Consider the following 17605-nt stretch of genomic DNA (forward strand, 5'->3'; position numbering starts at 1 on the left):
GCTCCCAGCTGTGGCTCTCCGGCCGCTACGACCGGTCCGTCTACGTGCTCTCGACGGACGACGGGCACCTCATCCAGAAGATCGCGGTCGGCAACGGCCCGCACGGGCTCTGCGTCTGGCCGCAGCCGGGGCGGTACTCCCTCGGCCACACCGGGATCACCCGGTAGCGGCCGCCTCCGGGGCCTGCTGCCCCAGCTTCGCCAGCGGCAGGCGGTGGGTCTCCCGCATGGTGAGGGCGGCGATCGTGGCGACGAGCGCGGCACCGGACCCCAGCATCGCCACCGGCACCCAGTCCTCGAGCTTCGGCCCGGCGAGGGCCGCGGCGATCGACGGGGCGAAGCCGCCGAGGGCGAACCCGAACTGCGTTCCGACCGCCACGCCGGACATCCGGACCCCGGTGTCGAACTGCTCGTTCCACAACGCGAACGCGGAGCCGCTGTAGGCGCTGTAGACGATCCCGGACTGCAGGATGCCGAACAGGAAGACCAGCGCGATGCTCTGCTGGCTGATCGCCCAGATGAAGGGCCAGATCAGGATCGCGGGGCCGAGGGAGCCGATGACGTACACCGGCTTGCGGCCGATCCGGTCGGCCAGGATCCCCCACAGCGGGATCGCGCCGAGCGCCACGACGTTGGCGAGGGCCACCATCCACAGCATGCTCGTGCGGGACAGGCCCATGGTGTTGACGCCGTAGGTCAGGGCGTAGATCGAGAAGAGCGTGCTGATCACCGACACGAGCGCCGCGAAGAGGACCTTGAGCACGTCCGGCGTGTAGTTGCGGAACAGCTCCGGCAGCGGCGCCCGGCGCGCCTCGTTGCGCTGCCTCTCCTCGACGAACGCCGGGCTCTCGCCGAGGCTCCGGCGGATCCACAGTCCGACGAGCATCACGATCGCGCTGAGCAGGAACGGGATGCGCCAGCCCCAGCTCAGCAGGGCGTCCTCCGGCAGCGCGCCGACCGGGATGAACACCACCGTGGCGAGGATGTTGCCGCCCTGCGTGCCCGCGAGGGTGAAGCTCGTGTAGTAGGCGCGCCGGTTCTCCGGGGCGTGCTCGAGGCTCGCCCCGCTCGCGCTCGACTGCTCGCCCGCCACCGCGAGGCCCTGCGCCACGCGCAGGACCAGCAGCAGGATCGGGGCGGCGATACCGATCTGTTCGTAGGTCGGCAGGACCCCGATCAGGAACGTCGCCAGACCCATCCCGACCAGCGTGATGACCAGGACGTTCTTGCGGCCGATGGTGTCGCCGAGGTGCCCGAGGACGAACGAGCCGACCGGCCGGGCCACGTAGGCCACGCCGAAGGTGGCGAGCGAGGCGATCGTGGCCGCGGCCGGGTTGCCGGTCGGGAAGAAGATCTTCGGGAAGACCAGCGCGGCGGCCGTGCCGTAGATGAAGAAGTCGTAGTACTCGAGGGCGCTGCCGATCCAGGAGCTGATCGCGGCCTTGCGGGGCGTCTTCACGCCGTGCTGCGTCTTCCCGTGGCCCACGGAGTCGTCCATGTCATCCCCTCTGATGACGTCGGCACGCCGAGCTAATGTACCGGATGGTTAGGTACCAGATGGTGAGTTAGGCCCCGGTCCCTGTCAAGGGAGGGCGGTCAGGCGCGGCCGACGTGCGCGGTCAGGTACTCCAGCACCAGGTCGCCGATCATGCGCCGGTGGTGGTCGGCGAACCGGGGATCGAGCATGTCCCGGCCGAAGATGGCCTGGAAGGTGTGCCGGTTCGCGATGCGGAAGACGCAGAACGAGCTGATGACCATGTGGACGTCGAGCGCGTCGACGTCGGCGCGGAAGAGGCCGGCCGCCCGCCCCCGCTCGAGGATGCGGCCGAGCACGTCGACGGCGGGCATCGCGAGGCTCGACAGCTGGGGCGAGGTCCGCAGGTGCTCGGCGTTGTGGATGTTCTCGATGCTCACCAGGCGGATGAACGCCGGGTGCGAGGCGTGGTGGTCGAGGGTGAGCTCGGCGAGCGCCCGCATCGCGCGCGCCGGGTCGAGGTGCTCGACGTCGAGCCGCTGCTCCAGCGAGCGGATCTGCGCGTACGCGCGCTCCAGCACGGCGACGTACAGCCCCTGCTTGCTGCCGAAGTAGTAGTAGATCATCCGCTTGGTCGTGCGGGTCTTCGCCGTGATCTCGTCGACCCTGGCCCCGGCGAACCCGCGCGCGGCGAACTCCTCGGTGGCGACGTCGAGGATCTCGGCGCGCGTGCGGTCGGCGTCCCGCTGCCGTTCCCGCGCTCCGTCCACCTGCGTCGCCACGCCGCCTCCTCCGATTCCCGCTCCGACACTAGTGCCCCGCGCTCGGTACGAGGTACAACTAACTATCCAGTTCGTCCGTCAGGAGCGCTGTGAGCAGCGACACCGCCGACCTCCTCGTGGGTCTCGTCGGGTCCGGGATCGGGCCCTCCCTGTCACCCGCCCTGCACATGCGCGAGGCGCGTGAGCTCGGCCTGCCATACCGCTACGTCCGGCTCGACCTCGACGCCCTGCGCCTCCCGGCGGAGGGGGTCGGCCACCTGCTCCGGCAGGCGCGCGTGGCGGGGTTCCGCGGGCTCAACGTCACGCACCCCTGCAAGCAGCTCGTGATCCCGCACCTGGACGCGCTCGACCCCGCCGCCGAGGCGATCGGCGCGGTCAACACCGTCGTCTTCGACGACGGCCGGGCGATCGGGCACAACACGGACTGGACCGGGTTCCGGGACGGTCTCCTGGACGGGCTCCCGCACGCCCGGCTCGACCGCGTCGTGCTGATCGGCGCGGGGGGCGCGGGCGCCGCCGCGAGCCACGCGCTGCTGACGATCGGCGCCGGCACGGTCGACGTCCTCGACGCCGACGCCGCGCGCGCATGCCGCCTCGCCACCGCGCTGGCCGGCCGCTTCGGGGCGGGCCGCGCGACGGGCGGTGCCATGGGTGAGCTCCCGGACCGGGCCCGGGCGGCGGACGGGGTGGTGCACGCGACGCCGACGGGCATGTCCGAGCACCCGGGGCTGCCGATCCCGGCGGCGCTCCTGCGCCCCGAGCTGTGGGTGGCCGAGATCGTCTACCGGCCGCTCGACACCGAGCTGCTCCGCGCGGCCCGCGCCGCGGGCTGCCCGACCCTCGACGGCGGCCGCATGGCGGTGCACCAGGCGGCGGAGGCCTTCCGGCTGTTCACCGGCGTCGACGCGGACGTCGGCCGGATGCGCGCGCACCTCACCGAGCTGGTGCGCGGCGAGGCGGGAGAGGGAGGGGACCGTGTCGCCTGAGTCGTCGCCTGAGTCGTCGCCTGAGTCGTCGCCGGGGTCGTCACCGCGGCGCTCGATCGCCACCGTGTGCCTGTCGGGCACGCTCGAGGACAAGGTCGCCGCGGCGGCCGCGGCCGGGTTCGACGGGATCGAGGTGTTCGAGCCCGACCTGATCGCCTCCCCGTGGTCGCCGGCCGAGCTCGCCGCCCGGTGCGCGGGCCTCGGCCTGACCATCGACCTGTACCAGCCCTTCCGCGACCTCGACTCGACCGATCCGGACCGCTTCGCGCGGAACCTCCGCCGGCTGGAGCGCAAGTTCGACGTCATGGCGCAGCTGGGGACGTCGACGGTGCTCGTGTGCTCCTCCGTCTCCCCCGACGCCGTCGACGATCCGGGACGGCTCGCGGAGCAGCTCGCCGTGGCCGCGGACCGGGCCGCCCGCCGCGGGCTGCGGATCGCGTACGAGGCGCTCGCGTGGGGCCGGCAGGTCAGCACGTGGGACGCGTCCTGGGACGCCGTCCGCCGCGCCGACCACCCGGCACTCGGGCTCTGCCTGGACAGCTTCCACGTGCTGTCGCGGGACGGCGACCCCGCCGGGTTCGCCGGCGTGGATCCGGGCAGGATCTTCTTCCTCCAGCTGGCCGACGCCCCGCACCTGCGGATGGACGTCCTGCAGTGGAGCCGCCACCACCGCCTCTTCCCCGGGCAGGGCGCCTTCGACCTCCCCGGCTTCCTCACGCACGTGCTCGACGCCGGGTACGCGGGCCCGCTCTCGCTCGAGGTCTTCAACGACGTGTTCCGGCAGGCCGACCCCGCACGCACGGCCGTCGACGCCATGCGCTCGCTGCTGTGGCTCGAGGAGCGGGCGGCCGCCGGCCGGCCCGACCTCGGCCTGCCGCGACGCCCGGCGGCGCCCCGGCTCACCGGGCACTCGTTCGCCGAGCTGGCCGTCGACGGCGTCTCGGGCCCGCGGGTCGGGGACGTCCTGGCCGGGCTGGGGTTCGCCCACACCGGGCAGCACCGCACCAAGCCGGTCCAGCTCTGGGAGCAGGGGGACGCCCGTGTGCTGGTGAACGCATCGGTCGTCCGGCCCGCGGAGACCGGCGTGGCCGAGGTGGCCGCGCTGGGCCTGGAGAGCGCGGACCCGGCGCGGTCGGCGCAACGCGCAGCGTCGCTGCTCGCGCCGGTGCTCCCCCGCACCCGCGGCGTCGCGGAGGCCGACCTCTCCGCCGTCGCCGCCCCCGACGGCACCCAGGTGTTCTTCACCCGCACCGTCCCCGACGGCTGGCCCGCCGACTTCCTCCCCACCGGTGTGCCCCGCGACGCGGGCGCCGGGATCACCGCGATCGACCACGTCGGGCTCACCCAGCCGTTCGACTCCTTCGACGAGGCGGCGCTGTTCTACCGGGAGGTCCTCGGGCTCGGCCCCGAGGCGCTCACCGAGATCCCCGCCCCGTTCGGCCTGGTCCGCGACCGCGCCGTGACGAACGCCGCGCGCTCGGTACGCCTGACCCTGACCGCCTCGCTGCTGCGCCGGGGGGAGTGGTCCCCCGGCGTCCCGGCTCCCCAGCACGTCGCCTTCCGCACCGGCGACATCGTGGCCACCGCGCACGCGCTGCGGGCGGCGGGCACGCCGCTGCTGGAGGTCCCCGCCAACTACCACGACGACCTCGACGCCCGCTTCGACCTCGACCCGGCCCGGCTCGCCGCGATGCGCGAACTCGGGCTGTTCTACGACGAGGCGGGCGACGGGGCGTACCTGCACCTCTACTCCGGGGTGCTCGGCGGGCGCGTCTTCTTCGAGGTCGTCCAGCGGATCGGCGGCTACGACGGGTACGGGGCGCCGAACGCGCCCGTTCGGATGGCCGCCCACCGCCGGGCCCGCCTCGCGGTGGCCCCGTTCGGCTGAATCCCCGGTCCGACCGGGTGGCCGGTCCGGCCGGGCCGCCGGCCCGCGACGTACGGTCCGCGCGCGGACAGGGTCGGCGGCGGAGGGATCGGCGATGACCACGTTCAGCAGGCGGCAGGTGCTCGGTGCGAGCGCCGCCGCCGTCGGGGCGGCGGCGTTCGGGGTGACAGCGCTGGCGGCGAGCCGCGAGACCGGGAGCGGAACGTCCGGGTCGCCCGCGGGTGTCCCGGAGGAGACGAGGTCCCTCGACCAGCTGTACGCCGCCGCGATGCGGGAGGGCGGCGCGCTCGTCGTGTACGCGGGCGGGGACACGGCGGGGCAGCAGAACGGCACGGAGCAGGCGTTCCGGTCCCGCTTCCCCGGCGTGGGGCTCACGACGGTGGTCGACTACAGCAAGTACCACGACGTCCGCGTCGACAGCCAGATCGCGAACGGCGCCCCGCTGCCGGACGTGGTGCAGCTGCAGACCCTCCACGATTTCCCGAGCTGGAAGGAGGAGGGGCTGCTGCTGCCGTACAAGCCCGCGGGCTTCTCCGCCCTCCACGACGGGTTCAAGGACCCCGACGGCACGTGGCTGGCGATCGCGGTGACCGCTTTCAGCTTCATGTACGACAGCAGGAGCACCGGCACCGCCGCCCCCAGGACGCCACCCGACCTCGTCGACGCCCGGTGGAAGGGGAGGATCGCGTCCTCGTACCCGCAGGACGACGACGCCGTCCTGTTCCTGTACCGGCAGTACGTGCACGAGTACGGGTGGGACTGGGCGGCGCGGCTCGCCACGCAGAACGTCCGGTTCGCCCGCGGGACCCACACGCCGGGCGCCGCCGTCGCCGCGGGGCAGAAGGCGATCGGCATCGGGGGCGCGGCGCCGCACCCGGGGCAGGCCGCCACGACCCGCTGGGTCGCGGGCGACGACATCCCGTTCCTGGGCTGGGGCCAGCGCGCCGCGATCCTCGCCGGTGCCGAGCACCCCGAGGCGGCGAAGCTCTACCTGAACTGGCTGCTCTCCACGGAGGTGCAGCACGGCGCGGCCAACGGCTGGTCCGTGCGCACCGACGTCCCCCCGGCCGACGGGCTGAGGCCGATCTGGGAGTACCCGAACGCCCACGTCGACCACTTCGCGCAGTTCATGGCCGACCGCGCCGAGGTCGAGCGCTGGCGCCAGACCTTCACGCTGTACTTCGGCGAGGTCCAGGGACCCCCGAGCACCGGGTGGCTCGGGATGCAACCGGGTGCGCCGCCCACCTGACGCCGGTGGCGTTCCAGTTGACCTTTAGTGTCGTTCCACCCGTGCAGTCGACAGTGCACACAGGTGGGGAGGCCATGGCTACGTCGCGCGCACACCGCTGGCTGCTCGTCCTGCCGTTCGTCTGGCAGGTCGGCCTCATCCCGGTGGTCAACGACGTCCCGTACGCGCCGTGGCACATCCCCTTCCCCATGCTGTGGCAGATGCTCGGCGTCGTGTTCACCAGCGTGGTGATCGCCGTGGTGTTCCACCTGGACAAGCGTGCGGGCGGCACGGAAGAGGACGCGTCGTGATCCTCGCGATCGCGCTCGTCATCGTCCTGGGCACGGCGGCGGGGGCGCTCGCGTTCGGGCGGCGCGCCACGGCGGACATGACGAGCTGGGCGGTCGGCGGCCGCCGGTTCGGCACGGTCATCTTCTGGTTCATGAACGCGGGCGAGGTGTACACGACCTTCGCCGTGCTCGGGATCTCCGGCTACGCGTGGGCGCTCGGCGCTCCCGCCTACCTCGCGTTCACGAGCGTCTCGCTGAGCTACGCGATCGGCTACTGGCTGATGCCCAAGATCTGGCAGGCGGGGCGGCGGCACGGGTTGATCACCCAGGCCGACTTCTTCGCCACCTGGTACTCCTCGCAGTGGCTCGGCGTGGTCACGGCGGTGGTCGGGATCGCGGCCCTCGTGGTGTACGTCCAGATCCAGCTGGTCAGCCTCAGCCTGGTCGTGCGGCTGACGTTGGGCAGCACGCTGTCCCCCGACCTGGCGGTGGTCATCGGCGCGGTCCTGATGCTGGCGTTCGTGATGCTGGCCGGGCTGCGGTCCGCCGCGTTCTCGGCGGGCGTCAAGGACGTGCTGATGGTGGTCGTGGTGGCGGTGCTGGCGGTCGCCGCAGCCGGCGCGGTGGGAGCGGCATCACCCCTCGACATCTTCCGCATCGCCGAGGAGCAGCACCCCGGGATCGGGAAGCTGCCCGGGCTCGACCCGACCTCCCCGACGACCTCGGTGTGGCTGATGACGTCGGCCCTGAACGTCGCGCTCGGGAACTGGGTGTTCCCCCACCTGTTCCAGGTCTCCTACTCGGCCGCGTCCGCCACGTCGATCCGGCGCAACGCGGTGTGGCAGCCGCTGTACTCGCTCGCCTACTTCTTCATCATCATGCTGGGGTTCGCGGCGCTGATCGCGAACACGCAGCCGGAGGACGGCAACCTCAACGCGGCGCTGCTGCAGTTCGTGGCCGACGAGTTCCCCGCCTGGCTGGTCGGGCTCGTCGCAGGCACGGCGTTCCTGCTGGCCCTCGCGCCCGGTTCGGTGCTGCTGCTCACGTCCGGGTCGCTCTTCGCGCGCAACGTCGTGCGGCCGTTCCGGCCGGGCCTGTCCGACCGGGCCACGCTGCGGGTGTCGCGGGTGTCCATGGTCTGCTTCGCCGCCGTGGCCGTCTGGCTGACGATCGGGCGGCAGGACTCGCTCGTGGACATCCTGCTGTCGGCCTACTCGGCGATCGGGATGCTCGCGCCGGGGGTGTTCCTCGCGTTCCTCTGGCGCCGGACGTCCGCCGTCGCCGTGCTGCTCGGCATCGTCGCCGGTTTCGTGGCCCTGCTCGCGCCGTTCGCGAAGGACTTCTGGGCGGACCGGATGCCGGAATGGGAGCCGGGGCTGATCGCGATGGCCGTCAACCTCGTCGTGGTGGTCGCGGCGAGCGCGGCGTCCCCGCGCCGGGAGTCGCCCGTGGCGGAGGAGGAAGCCGTTGCACGCTGAACCGCTCACCGAGCTCTACGACCTGCGCGTCTCGGTGGAACGCATCGAAGGCCGGTCCGTGTGCGGGATGGCCCCGGGTGACTACTTCGAGCTCGTGAACAGCTCCCAGCTGCGCATCCCGGAAGGCGGGCACTTCTGCGTCTACGCACTGCAGGCCGTGTTGCCGTTGCTGCCGGCCAAGCAGCGCGACCTGCCCGCAGGGGACTGGCTCGAGCGCGACAACCTGGTGTGCTGCCCGGACCCGGACGAACGGCTGATCATGCGGATCGAGCGGACCGGGCGGTGCGTCCTGCCCACCGAGGACCTCACGTGACGCAGCTCGGGCTGGGGTTCCAGAGCGACAAGCGGCCCGGCGACTACGCCCGGCTCGCGGCCGCCGCCGAGGGGTTCGGGTTCGACGTCCTGTCGGTGTTCGGCGACCTGACCTACCAGCCGCCGATCTTCCCGTTGCTGGAGATGGCCGGCGCCACGTCGAGGGTGCGGCTGGGCGCCGCCTGCTGGAACCCGTACACGCAGCACCCGTACGAGATCGCAGGCCAGGTCGCCGCGCTCGACATGGCGTCGCGCGGGCGCGCCTACCTCGGCCTCGCCCGCGGGAGCTGGCTCGCCGAGATCGGCCTCGACCAGCCGAGGCCGCTCGCGCGGCTGCGGGAGGCGGCGGCGTTCATCCGCGCCCTGCTCGCCGGCGAGCCCTACGCGGGTGAGATCTTCCGGCTCGCGCCGGCTGCGCGGTTGAGCTACCGGCCGGAGCGGACCGAGATCCCGCTGCTGGTCGGCACCTGGGGCGCCCGCACGGCGGCGCTCGCCGGGGAGATCGCCGACGAGGTCAAGATCGGCGGCACCGCGAACCCCGCCGTCGTGCGCGTGATGCGCGAGCGGATCGGCTCGCCTGATGTGGGGATCGTCGTCGGCGCGGTGACCGTCGTCGACGAGGACGGCGCCCGGGCGCGCGCACTCGCCCGCACCGAGGTGGCGATGTACCTGGCCGTGGTGGCGGGGCTCGACCCCACCCTGGACGTCCCCGACGACCTGTTGACCGCGGTGAAGGCCCGGCTGGCCGACGGCGACGTGGCCGGTGCGGGCGCGCTCATCCCCCCGGACCTGCTGTCGCTGTTCGCGTTCGCCGGCACGCCGGAGGACGTCGCCGAGCAGGCTCGGGCGTTGATCGACGCCGGGGCCGACCGCGTGGAGTTCGGCACACCGCACGGCGTGACGAACGACCACGGCGTCCACCTGCTGGGCAGCGAGGTCGTGCCGTTGCTGCGGTGAGTCACGCCGGCTCGGCGTGCACCCGCCCGCGCGCCTTCGCCGCCTTGACGATGATCTCGGCGCAGTCCTCCGTGGACATCCGCGTGCTGTCCAGCACGAGGTGGTAGTGCTCCGGGCTGGCGGGATCGGTGCGGTAGAAGTGCCGCACGTAGGCCGTGCGCGCGCTGTCGTTGCGGACCATCGCGTCCCGCGCCTCCCGCTCGCTGACCCCCAGCAGGATCATGGCCTGCCGGACCCTGCGCTCCGGGTCGCCGTCCAGCCGCACGTGCAGCGCCGTGTAGTGGTCGCGCAACACGATCGCGGCCCCCCGGCCGAGGATCACGCCACCGTGCTCCCGGATGCCCTCCCGGATCACGCGCTCGGTGCAGGCGTGGAAGTGGGCATCGGGCAGCAGCGCGCCGGGTGGCGGCGTGACGCCGATCATCCAGTCGGACGAGGCCGGGGCGGCGGCGGTGAGCATGCGCGTCAGCCAGCCCTGGACCTGCTCGTCCCGGGTCAGGGCGTCCTCGAGCGGGATGCCGAGCTCGTTGGCCACGGCCGTGGGTATCGCGCGGTCCAGGAAGGGCACCCCGAGCTTCTCGGCGACCGCCGGACCGATGAACGCGCCTCCGCAACCGTAGCTGGCGGAGATCGTGACGACGTGCCGCATGGCTGGCCCCCGTCCTGAGACCTGGTGCGACAACGTTAGATCAAACGGTGCCGGAAGGCAGTAGCAGGCGTCCCCCACTCGGACGAACCTCGGGTCAGGAGGGGAGGAAACCCTCCGGAGCGCCGGACCGGCGCCCCGCCTCGATGTCCGGCGACAGGTCGCGCTGGTGGGTCGGGGTGATCAGGAGCTCCTCGATCACGGCCCGCTGCGGCAACGACGCGGCGAGCAGCACGGCGGCGGCGACGTCCTCCGGGAGCAGCATGGTGGCGCGCTCCTGCGCCGGCGGGGGCAGCGGGCGGTTGTCCAGGATCGGGGTGTCGACCTCACCGGGCAGGATCGCGGTGGCCCGGACGCCGTCGTTGCGGTACGAGGCGTTGAGGTAGTTCATGAAGTTGACGACGCCCGCCTTCGCCGCGCCGTAGGCCGGGCCGCTGAGCAGGCCGGGCCGCAGCGCGGCGTTCGACGAGACGGTGATGACCGTGCCGGCGCCGCGGTCGAGCATGTCGGGCAGCACGGCACGGGTCAGGGTGAACACGCCGCTCAGGTTGACCCGCAGCACGGCGTCCCAGTCCTCGTCGGACATCCAGCGCGCGTTGCGCACCTTCGATGCCGAGCCGGCCACGTTGACCAGCACGTCCACCGGTCCGACGCGCTCGCGGACGCCGTCGACGAGGGCGGCCACCTGCTCCGGGTCGTCGACGGCTGCGGGCGCGACGTGCGCCGTGCCGCCCGCCTCGGCGATCGTGGCGGCGACCTCCTCGAGCAACCCCCGCCGCCGGCCGACGAGGACAGTGACCGCGCCCTCCGCGGCCAGCGCGACCGCGGTGGCCGTCCCGATACCGCTGCCGGCGCCGGTGACCAGGCAGACCTTGCTCTTCAACGCGCTCATGTTCAGCGAGTATCGCCGGGCGCTCGTCGTTCGCCGGCGGCAGGTCGTGAGGCGAACGCGTCCGGAACGGGCCGTTCCTAGCGTCCTCGCCGTGCGGTCGGCCGACCGCCGGGCCAACGAGGAGTCCGCCATGTCACTCATCCCCTTTCCCCACCGCCCCGTGACCGACGCCGCCCACCTCGGCACGGTGCTCGGCGTCTGGGCCCACCCCGACGACGAGGCGTTCCTGTCCGGCGGCTTGATGGCCGCCGCGCGGGACGCAGGCCGACGCGTGGTGTGCGTGACCGCGACGCTCGGCGAACGCGGCACCACGGACCCGCGGAGGTGGCCGCCCGACCGGCTGGGGCGCGTCCGCCGCCACGAGCTGGACGCGTCGCTGGCCGCGCTCGGTGTCGAGGAGCACCACCTGCTCGGCATCACCGACGGCACCTGCGCCACGCAGCCGCGCGACGCCGTCGTCGATCGGCTCGCCGGCATCATCGACGCCGTCGCGCCCGACACCATCGTCACGTTCGGCCCGGACGGGCTCACCGGCCACGAGGACCACCAGACCGTGTCCGCCTGGACCACGGCGGCCTGCTCCGCCGTCGCCCCGGACACGCGACTGCTCTACGCGACGACGACCGAGGAGTTCGTCGAGGGCTGGGAGCCCGCACGAGAGGCGTTCGACGTGTTCCTCGCGGACGGGTTGCCGTTGCGCACACCCGAGTCGGAGCTCGCGGTGCACCTGCGCCTGGACTCCACCGTCCTCGACCGGAAGGTCGTCGCGTTGCGCGCGCAGGCCACCCAGATGGCCGGGTTGATCGCGGCGGTCGGCGAGGACCGGGTCCGGCAGTGGTGGTCGACCGAGGCGTTCGTCTCCGCCGACTCCACGTCCACCGGCGCCCGTCCGTGGGGCACCTGGCGGGTGGCGGCATGAGCCCGCGTGCGGGCGGACCATCGGTCCGGATCCTCACGGCGCCCTCGCTGCACCGGGGTTCCCGCGACTCGGTCGCCGTGATCGTCGCCTACGTCCCGTTCGGGCTGGCCGTCGGCGCGGCGATGGCCGGCGCCGGCGTGCCGCCGCTCGTCGCGTGGTCGTCCTCGCCGCTCCTGTTCGGTGGCGCCGGGCAGCTGCTGGCCGTCGAACTGCTCGGCGCCGGCGCGAGCACGGCGGTCGTCGTGCTCGCCGCGCTCGTGGTCAACGCGCGGTTCCTGCTCTACAGCGCCGCTCTCGCACCGCACGTCGCCGACTGGCCGCGGCGTGCGCGGTGGGCCGGCTCCTACCTGCTCGCCGACCCGGTCTACGCGCTGGCGGCGGCCCGTTTCGCCGGGCCGGGGGGCGGCGGACGGTCGCAGGACCGGCTCGCCTACTACGTCGGCGTCGGCGTCACCCTGTGGAGCGCGTGGCTGCTGCTCACCGGCCTGGGGATGCTGCTCGCCGGCGTGCTGCCCGCGGGATTCCGGATCGACATGGCCGCTCCGCTGACGTTCCTGCTCCTGCTGCTGCCGATGCTCGGCGGCCGGGCGGCCGTGGTCGCGGCGGTCGCCGGAGGGGTCTCGGCCGCCGCGACGTCCGGGTTGCCGCTGGGTCTGAACGTGCTGGTGGGTGCCGCGTTCGGAGTGGCGGCCGGGACGCTGGCGGGTGGTCGCCGTGCGTGAGCTCGCCGTACTCGTCGTCATCGGCCTGGGCACCTACGCCATGCGGGCGGCCTTCCTGGTCACGGCCAGGCCGGAGCCGCCGGCATCGCTGGCGCGCACACTGCCGTACGTGGGGCCCGCCGTGCTGGCCGCGATCACGCTGCCCGCCCTGCTCGCCCCGCGCGGTGCGGTGACGATCGGCGACACCGTGCCTGCGCTGCTGGCGGCCGCCGTCACCGCGCTCCTGTGGTGGCGCACCCGCAGCCTGCCACTGGCGCTCTTCGCCGGACTCGGCGTGTCCGCTCTCGCCGAGATCGTGCTCCGGTGAGACCCGCTGGGCGCTCGACGGATCGACCCATCTGGCCCTGCCCATCGGCGCCCCGTCCCGGGACGCTGACGCAACGGCGGGAGTGCGCAGGAGGTGAGCGGCGATGGTGCAGGTCACCCTCCTCGGCGAACAGCTGCTCGCCGACGCGGACGGAACGGTCCGGCTGCGGTCCTCGCGCACGGTCGCGCTCATCGCGTTCCTCGTCGCCCACGGCGACGCGCCGCAGACGCGCCAGCGCATCGCCGCCGCGTTCTGGCCGGACTCGTCGGACGAGCAGGCGCTCACCAATCTCCGCCGGGAGCTGCACCACCTGCGCGGGGTGCTCGGTGCCGAACCCGCTCTCGTCGTCACGCCCCGCGACCTGAGCTGGCGCGACAGCCCGAGTTGTGTCGTCGACGTGCGGGCGTTCCGGGCCGAGCGCGCCGCCGCGCTCGCCGCCGATCGGGACGCGTTCCCCGCCCGCGCCGCGGCCGCCGTCGCGCACTACGGCGGCGAGTTCCTGCCCGGCAACGACGACGACTGGGCCCGCGACACGCGCGCCGAGCTGGAGCAGCAGTGCGTGGACCTGCTCGACCGGCTCGTCGCGGCGTACACCGCGATCGGCGCCCCGGCCCGGGCCGCCGACACCGCCCGCCGCCGCATCCAGCTCCGCCGGCTGGAGGAGGTCGGCTACCGCACGCTCATGGAGCTGCAGGGCGACCTGGGCGACCGGGCGGGCGCCGTCGGCACCTACCACCTCTGCGCGTCCGTCCTCGAGCGCGAGCTGGGCATCGAGCCCGACCCGCTCACCCGCGCCACCCTCAACCGCCTGCTGGCGCGGTCCGGTCCTGCTGCCACCGCGTCCCTGGATCCCGAGCCGCCGCCGGCGCGGACGGGACGCGCGGGCGGGGGGCTCGTCGGGCGCACCGCCGAGCTGCGCGTCCTGCGTGAGCGCTGGCGGGCCGCGACGATGGGCAGCCCCGGCCTCGTCCTGGTGCGAGGCGACGCCGGCGTCGGCAAGTCCCGGCTGATGACCGAGCTGGCCGACGAGGCCCGCCGCGCCGGCGCGGTCGTGACGGAGGCGCAGTGCTTCGGGACGTCCGGCAGGCTCGCGCTCGCGCCGGTGGCCGACTGGCTGCGCGCGCCGGCCGTCCGCGCGGCGCTACCGACGCTCGAACCGGTGTGGCGAGCCGAGGTGGAGCGGCTGGTGCCCTCGACGCGGTCCCGCCCCGAGCCGGACCGGCCCGGACCGCGCGCGATGGTCGACGCGTGGCAACGCCACCGGTTCTTCGAGGGACTCGCCCGTGCCCTGCTCGCGGTCGGCCGCCCCGTCCTGCTGACCGTCGACAACCTGCAGTGGTGCGATCAGGAGACGCTGGCGTTCCTCACGTTCTGCCTCGGGCTCGACGCCGACGCACCGGTCCTGGTGGTCGCGACGCTGCGCGACGAGCACGGCGACCACGACCCGGCCATCGGGGCGTGGATGACGCGGATGCGCGCCACGGGCCGGCTCAGCGAGGTGGTGCTCGACCCGTTCGAGATGGCCGAGACCGCCGCGCTCGCCGAGGCCGTCACCGGCCGCCCGCTGTCCGGGGCCGACGCGGCCCTGCTACAGGCGACGACCGGGGGCTTCCCCCTCTACGTCGTCGAGGCCGGCCGCGCGGACGTCGGGCCGGCCCCCGGCGGCAACCTCTCGGCGGTGCTGCGCGGCCGCCTGGCACAGGTCGGCGAGGAGGCGCGCGGCGTGGCCGGGCTCGCCGCCGCGGTCGGCCGCGACTTCACCCTCGACCTGCTCACCGAGGCGGCGGACGTCGCCGCCGACACCGTGGTCCGCGCCGTCGACGAGCTGTGGCGCAGCCGCATCCTGCGCGAGGTCGACGACGGCGTGCTGGTGGGTTACGACTTCTCCCACGACCTGGTCCGCGACGCCGCCTACGCGCAGGTGAGCCCGCCGCGGCGGTGGCTGTTGCACCGGCGGATCGCGCAGGGGCTCGAGCTGCTGCACGCCGACGACACGGACGCCGTGTCCGCTCAGCTCGCCGAGCAGTACGCCCGGGGCGGGCGAGGCGACCGAGCGGTGGCCTACTACCGGCGCGCCGCCGCCGTCGCGTCCCGCATGTTCGCCCACGACGAGTCGATCCGGCTGCACGAGGCCGCGCTGGCGATCGTGCAGGCGATGCCGGCCGGGCGGGACCGCACGTCGCGGGAGCTCGCCCTGCTGCAGTCGCTGGCGGCGCCGCTCACCGCGCGCCGGGGCTACGCCTCTCCCCTGGTCCGGGAGACCCTCGAACGCTCGATCCTCCTGGCCGACTCGCTCGGGCAGCGCGACTCGGTGCTCGACGCGCTCGTCGGGCTGTGGTCCTCCCAGTTCGTGCACGGCGACACCGCGGCCGCTCACCGCACGGCCACCCGGGCGCTCGAGCTGGTGGCGCCGGGATCCCCCCTGCAAGGGCCGGCGCACTTCGCCTTCGCCGGGTCCGCCGTCAGCCTGGGCAGGCCCGCCGAGGCGCTGCAGCACCTCGCGCTCGCCGCCGAGTACGGCGGCACCCACTCGTTGAGCATCGGCACGCGCGCCGACGTCCACGGCCGCGCGTACGCCGCTCACGCCCACTGGCTGCTCGGGCGAACCGAGGAGGCCCGGGCCAGCGCCGCCGACGCCATCGCGTTGGCGCGCACCACCGGCAACGCCTACAGTCTCGCGGTGGCGCTCGCCTACGGCGCCGTCACCCACCAGCTCTGCGGCGACCGGCCCGAGCTGCGGCGCACGGTCGACGAGCTCCGCGAGCTGTGCGAGCGCTACTCGTTCGCCTACTACCGCGAGTGGGCACTCGTCCTCGACGGCTGGAGCCGCGAGGACGGTTCCGGAGCGGCGCTGGTGCAGCGCGGCATCGACGCACTCACCGCCGATGGCGCGTTCGCGCGCATGCCCTACTGGCTCGCGCTCGCGGCGGACCTCGCGAGGCGGGAAGCGCGACCGGACGTCGCGCGCGCGACCCTCGACGCCGCGATCATGGCTGGGTGGGCCCGGGACGACGTCTGGTGGCTGCCCGAGGTGATGCGGATGCGAGCGGCCTACGACCACGGGCAGTCCGCCGTCGCCCGGCTGCGGGACGCGGCCGGACTCGCCGCGGCGCACGGCAGCGTCGCGCTGCTCACCCGGTGCGAGGCCGACCTCGCCGCGTTCGGCGTTCCTCCGCGACCCGACGTCCCCCGGCCGAGGGCGAACGCTGCGCAAACGCTGCCTTCCTAGCGTCGGGACGAGGCACCCCGAGCGGTTCGGGTGCACCGTCCGGAGGGACCCATCCCGATGACCATCACATCCCCCGCCCTGCCGTTCACGGATCTCGCGGTCCTCCTGCGCGGTGAGCTGATCACGCCGGGCGACGAGGCGTACGACGCGGCGCGCGCCGTCTACAACGGCATGATCGACAAGCGGCCGGCCGCCGTCGTCCGCTGCCGCGACGCCGCCGACGTCGTCGCCGCCGTCGCGTTCGGCCGGGCGCACGGGCTGGAGATCGCGGTCCGCGGCGGCGGGCACAACGCGGCCGGGTTCGGCACCTGGGACGGCGCCCTGGTGGTCGACCTGTCGCCCATGCACAGCACCACCGTCGACCCCGAGCGGCACACCGTGCGCGTCGACGCGGGCGCCACGTGGGGTGACGTCGACCACGCCACCGTCGCCTTCGGCATGGCGACGCCGTCGGGCTTCCTGGCGTCCACCGGGGTAGCCGGCCTGACGCTCGGCGGCGGCATCGGCTACCTGTCGCGCCGCTTCGGTCTCACCGTCGACAACCTGCTCGCCGCGGACGTCGTCCTCGCCGACGGCCGCTTCGTCACGGCGAGCGCGACGTCGCATCCGGACCTGTTCTGGGCGCTGCGCGGCGGTGGCGGCAACTTCGGCGTCGTCACCTCCTTCACCTTCCGCTGTCACGACATCGGCGAGCACGGCACCGTCATCGGTGGTCCGGTGCTCTACGACATCGCCGACGCCCCCGAGGTGATGCGCTGGTACCGCGAGCTGGTCCCCGCATTGCCCGAAGAACTGTCGGGATGGCTCGGGCTGATCACGATCCCGCCGGCGCCGCCGTTCCCGGAGGAGCTGTGGGGCCGCAAGGCATGCGCGATCGTCTGGTGCTACACGGGTCCGCACGACCGGGCCGACGAGGTGCTCGACCCCGTGCGCACGTTCGGGTCGCCGCTGGTGGTGGGGCTCGCGCCGATGCCGTTCACGGCGCTGCAGTCCGCGTTCGACCCGCTGTACCCGGCGGGTCTGCAGTGGTACTGGCGCGCCGACTTCTTCCGCGAGATCTCCGACACGGCCATCGACGTGCACCGGGACTTCGGGGACCGGCTGCCGACCGGCCACTCGACGATGCACCTGTACCCCATCGATGGAGCCGCGAGCCGCGTCGCCCCGGACGCCACGGCCTTCGCCTACCGCGACGGCGGCTGGGCGGGCGTCATCGTCGGGGTCGACCCCGATCCCGCGAACTCCGAGCTGATCTCGGGCTGGGCCAAGGACTACTGGGAGCGGCTGCACCCGACGTCGGCCGGCAGCGCCTACCTCAACTTCGTGATGGACGAGGGCGAGGACCGGGTGCGGGCGTCCTACCGCGACAACTACGAGCGCCTGGCCCGGATCAAGCACCGCTACGACCCGGACAACACCTTCCACATCAACCAGAACATCCGGCCGGTCGAACAGACGTGAGGCCACGCGGGCGGGCGTGCCGGTGCCGGCACGCC

Annotated in this window: 16 protein-coding genes; 12 read left to right on the top strand and 4 right to left on the bottom strand. The window is 73.8% G+C overall.

Annotated features, from left to right (window positions below; genetic code table 11):
* Positions 1–156: 156 nt before the first annotated feature.
* Positions 157–1497, bottom strand: a complete 1341-nt coding sequence (locus ABEA81_RS33275) for an MFS transporter (RefSeq protein ID WP_345610678.1) — start codon at positions 1495–1497, stop codon at positions 157–159.
* Between the two features lie 98 nt (positions 1498–1595).
* The gene (locus ABEA81_RS33280) at positions 1596–2255 is read right to left on the bottom strand and encodes a TetR/AcrR family transcriptional regulator (RefSeq protein ID WP_345610680.1); all 660 of its coding nucleotides are present in this window, start codon (positions 2253–2255) and stop codon (positions 1596–1598) included.
* 89 nt (positions 2256–2344) lie between these two features.
* Here ABEA81_RS33280 and ABEA81_RS33285 point away from each other — a divergent pair, with 89 nt between their 5' ends.
* The 7 genes from ABEA81_RS33285 to ABEA81_RS33315 all read left to right on the top strand — a co-directional run bounded on the left by ABEA81_RS33285 (position 2345) and on the right by ABEA81_RS33315 (position 9394).
* Entirely contained in the window at positions 2345–3241 is an 897-nt protein-coding gene (locus ABEA81_RS33285; RefSeq protein WP_345610681.1) for a shikimate dehydrogenase, read from the top strand.
* A gap of 64 nt (positions 3242–3305) precedes the next feature.
* Positions 3306–5129: a bifunctional sugar phosphate isomerase/epimerase/4-hydroxyphenylpyruvate dioxygenase family protein gene (locus ABEA81_RS33290; RefSeq protein WP_345610682.1), complete on the top strand. Its 1824-nt coding sequence runs from the start codon at positions 3306–3308 to the stop codon at positions 5127–5129.
* Positions 5130–5223: 94 nt separating this feature from the next.
* Positions 5224–6378: an ABC transporter substrate-binding protein gene (locus ABEA81_RS33295; protein WP_345610684.1), complete on the top strand. Its 1155-nt coding sequence runs from the start codon at positions 5224–5226 to the stop codon at positions 6376–6378.
* A 74-nt stretch (positions 6379–6452) separates the two neighbouring features.
* Positions 6453–6668 (top strand): DUF3311 domain-containing protein, encoded by a 216-nt coding sequence (locus ABEA81_RS33300; protein ID WP_345610685.1) that lies wholly within the window; start codon positions 6453–6455, stop codon positions 6666–6668.
* The gene (locus tag ABEA81_RS33305) at positions 6665–8125 is read left to right on the top strand and encodes a sodium:solute symporter family protein (protein ID WP_345610686.1); all 1461 of its coding nucleotides are present in this window, start codon (positions 6665–6667) and stop codon (positions 8123–8125) included. Before ABEA81_RS33300 ends, ABEA81_RS33305 begins: the two co-directional genes overlap by 4 nt.
* Positions 8115–8438, top strand: coding sequence for a TIGR04076 family protein (locus ABEA81_RS33310; RefSeq protein WP_345610688.1), 324 nt, complete (start codon positions 8115–8117; stop codon positions 8436–8438). Before ABEA81_RS33305 ends, ABEA81_RS33310 begins: the two co-directional genes overlap by 11 nt.
* Positions 8435–9394, top strand: a complete 960-nt coding sequence (locus ABEA81_RS33315; RefSeq protein WP_345610690.1) for an LLM class flavin-dependent oxidoreductase — start codon at positions 8435–8437, stop codon at positions 9392–9394. Before ABEA81_RS33310 ends, ABEA81_RS33315 begins: the two co-directional genes overlap by 4 nt.
* 1 nt (position 9395) lies before the next feature.
* On the opposite strand, the gene ABEA81_RS33320 is transcribed toward ABEA81_RS33315, so the two are convergent.
* Together ABEA81_RS33320 and ABEA81_RS33325 are read right to left on the bottom strand one after the other, a co-directional pair.
* Positions 9396–10043, bottom strand: coding sequence for a cytidylate kinase-like family protein (locus ABEA81_RS33320; RefSeq protein WP_345610692.1), 648 nt, complete (start codon positions 10041–10043; stop codon positions 9396–9398).
* Positions 10044–10137: 94 nt separating this feature from the next.
* A complete protein-coding gene (locus tag ABEA81_RS33325; protein WP_345610694.1) occupies positions 10138–10932 on the bottom strand; it encodes an SDR family NAD(P)-dependent oxidoreductase in 795 nt (264 codons plus the stop codon).
* A 130-nt stretch (positions 10933–11062) separates the two neighbouring features.
* Between ABEA81_RS33325 and ABEA81_RS33330 the strand changes: the two genes are divergently transcribed.
* The 5 genes from ABEA81_RS33330 to ABEA81_RS33350 all read left to right on the top strand — a co-directional run bounded on the left by ABEA81_RS33330 (position 11063) and on the right by ABEA81_RS33350 (position 17570).
* A complete protein-coding gene (locus tag ABEA81_RS33330) occupies positions 11063–11851 on the top strand; it encodes a PIG-L deacetylase family protein (protein ID WP_345610695.1) in 789 nt (262 codons plus the stop codon).
* Complete coding sequence (locus ABEA81_RS33335; protein WP_345610697.1) at positions 11848–12573, top strand: AzlC family ABC transporter permease; 726 nt, start codon at positions 11848–11850, stop codon at positions 12571–12573. Before ABEA81_RS33330 ends, ABEA81_RS33335 begins: the two co-directional genes overlap by 4 nt.
* Entirely contained in the window at positions 12566–12880 is a 315-nt protein-coding gene (locus ABEA81_RS33340) for an AzlD domain-containing protein (RefSeq protein ID WP_345610698.1), read from the top strand. The genes ABEA81_RS33335 and ABEA81_RS33340 overlap by 8 nt, the downstream gene beginning before the upstream one ends.
* A 103-nt stretch (positions 12881–12983) precedes the next feature.
* On the top strand, positions 12984–16109 hold the full coding sequence (locus tag ABEA81_RS33345; RefSeq protein ID WP_345610699.1) for an ATP-binding protein: 3126 nt from the start codon (positions 12984–12986) through the stop codon (positions 16107–16109).
* A 63-nt stretch (positions 16110–16172) separates the two neighbouring features.
* On the top strand, positions 16173–17570 hold the full coding sequence (locus ABEA81_RS33350) for an FAD-binding oxidoreductase (protein WP_425570782.1): 1398 nt from the start codon (positions 16173–16175) through the stop codon (positions 17568–17570).
* Positions 17571–17605: the final 35 nt, after the last annotated feature.

The sequence above is a fragment of the Pseudonocardia adelaidensis genome (assembly GCF_039543345.1).
Taxonomy (GTDB): domain Bacteria; phylum Actinomycetota; class Actinomycetes; order Mycobacteriales; family Pseudonocardiaceae; genus Pseudonocardia; species Pseudonocardia adelaidensis.

Bases quoted from the DNA above. Each gene is read 5' to 3' on its own strand.
- ABEA81_RS33275 (WP_345610678.1), bottom strand. From the start codon at position 1,497: ATGGACGACTCCGTGGGCCACGGGAAGACGCAGCACGGCGTGAAGACG.
- ABEA81_RS33295 (WP_345610684.1), top strand. From the start codon at position 5,224: ATGACCACGTTCAGCAGGCGGCAGGTGCTCGGTGCGAGCGCCGCCGCC.
- ABEA81_RS33300 (WP_345610685.1), top strand. From the start codon at position 6,453: ATGGCTACGTCGCGCGCACACCGCTGGCTGCTCGTCCTGCCGTTCGTC.
- ABEA81_RS33320 (WP_345610692.1), bottom strand. From the start codon at position 10,043: ATGCGGCACGTCGTCACGATCTCCGCCAGCTACGGTTGCGGAGGCGCG.
- ABEA81_RS33325 (WP_345610694.1), bottom strand. From the start codon at position 10,932: ATGAGCGCGTTGAAGAGCAAGGTCTGCCTGGTCACCGGCGCCGGCAGC.
- ABEA81_RS33330 (WP_345610695.1), top strand. From the start codon at position 11,063: ATGTCACTCATCCCCTTTCCCCACCGCCCCGTGACCGACGCCGCCCAC.
- ABEA81_RS33335 (WP_345610697.1), top strand. From the start codon at position 11,848: ATGAGCCCGCGTGCGGGCGGACCATCGGTCCGGATCCTCACGGCGCCC.
- ABEA81_RS33345 (WP_345610699.1), top strand. From the start codon at position 12,984: ATGGTGCAGGTCACCCTCCTCGGCGAACAGCTGCTCGCCGACGCGGAC.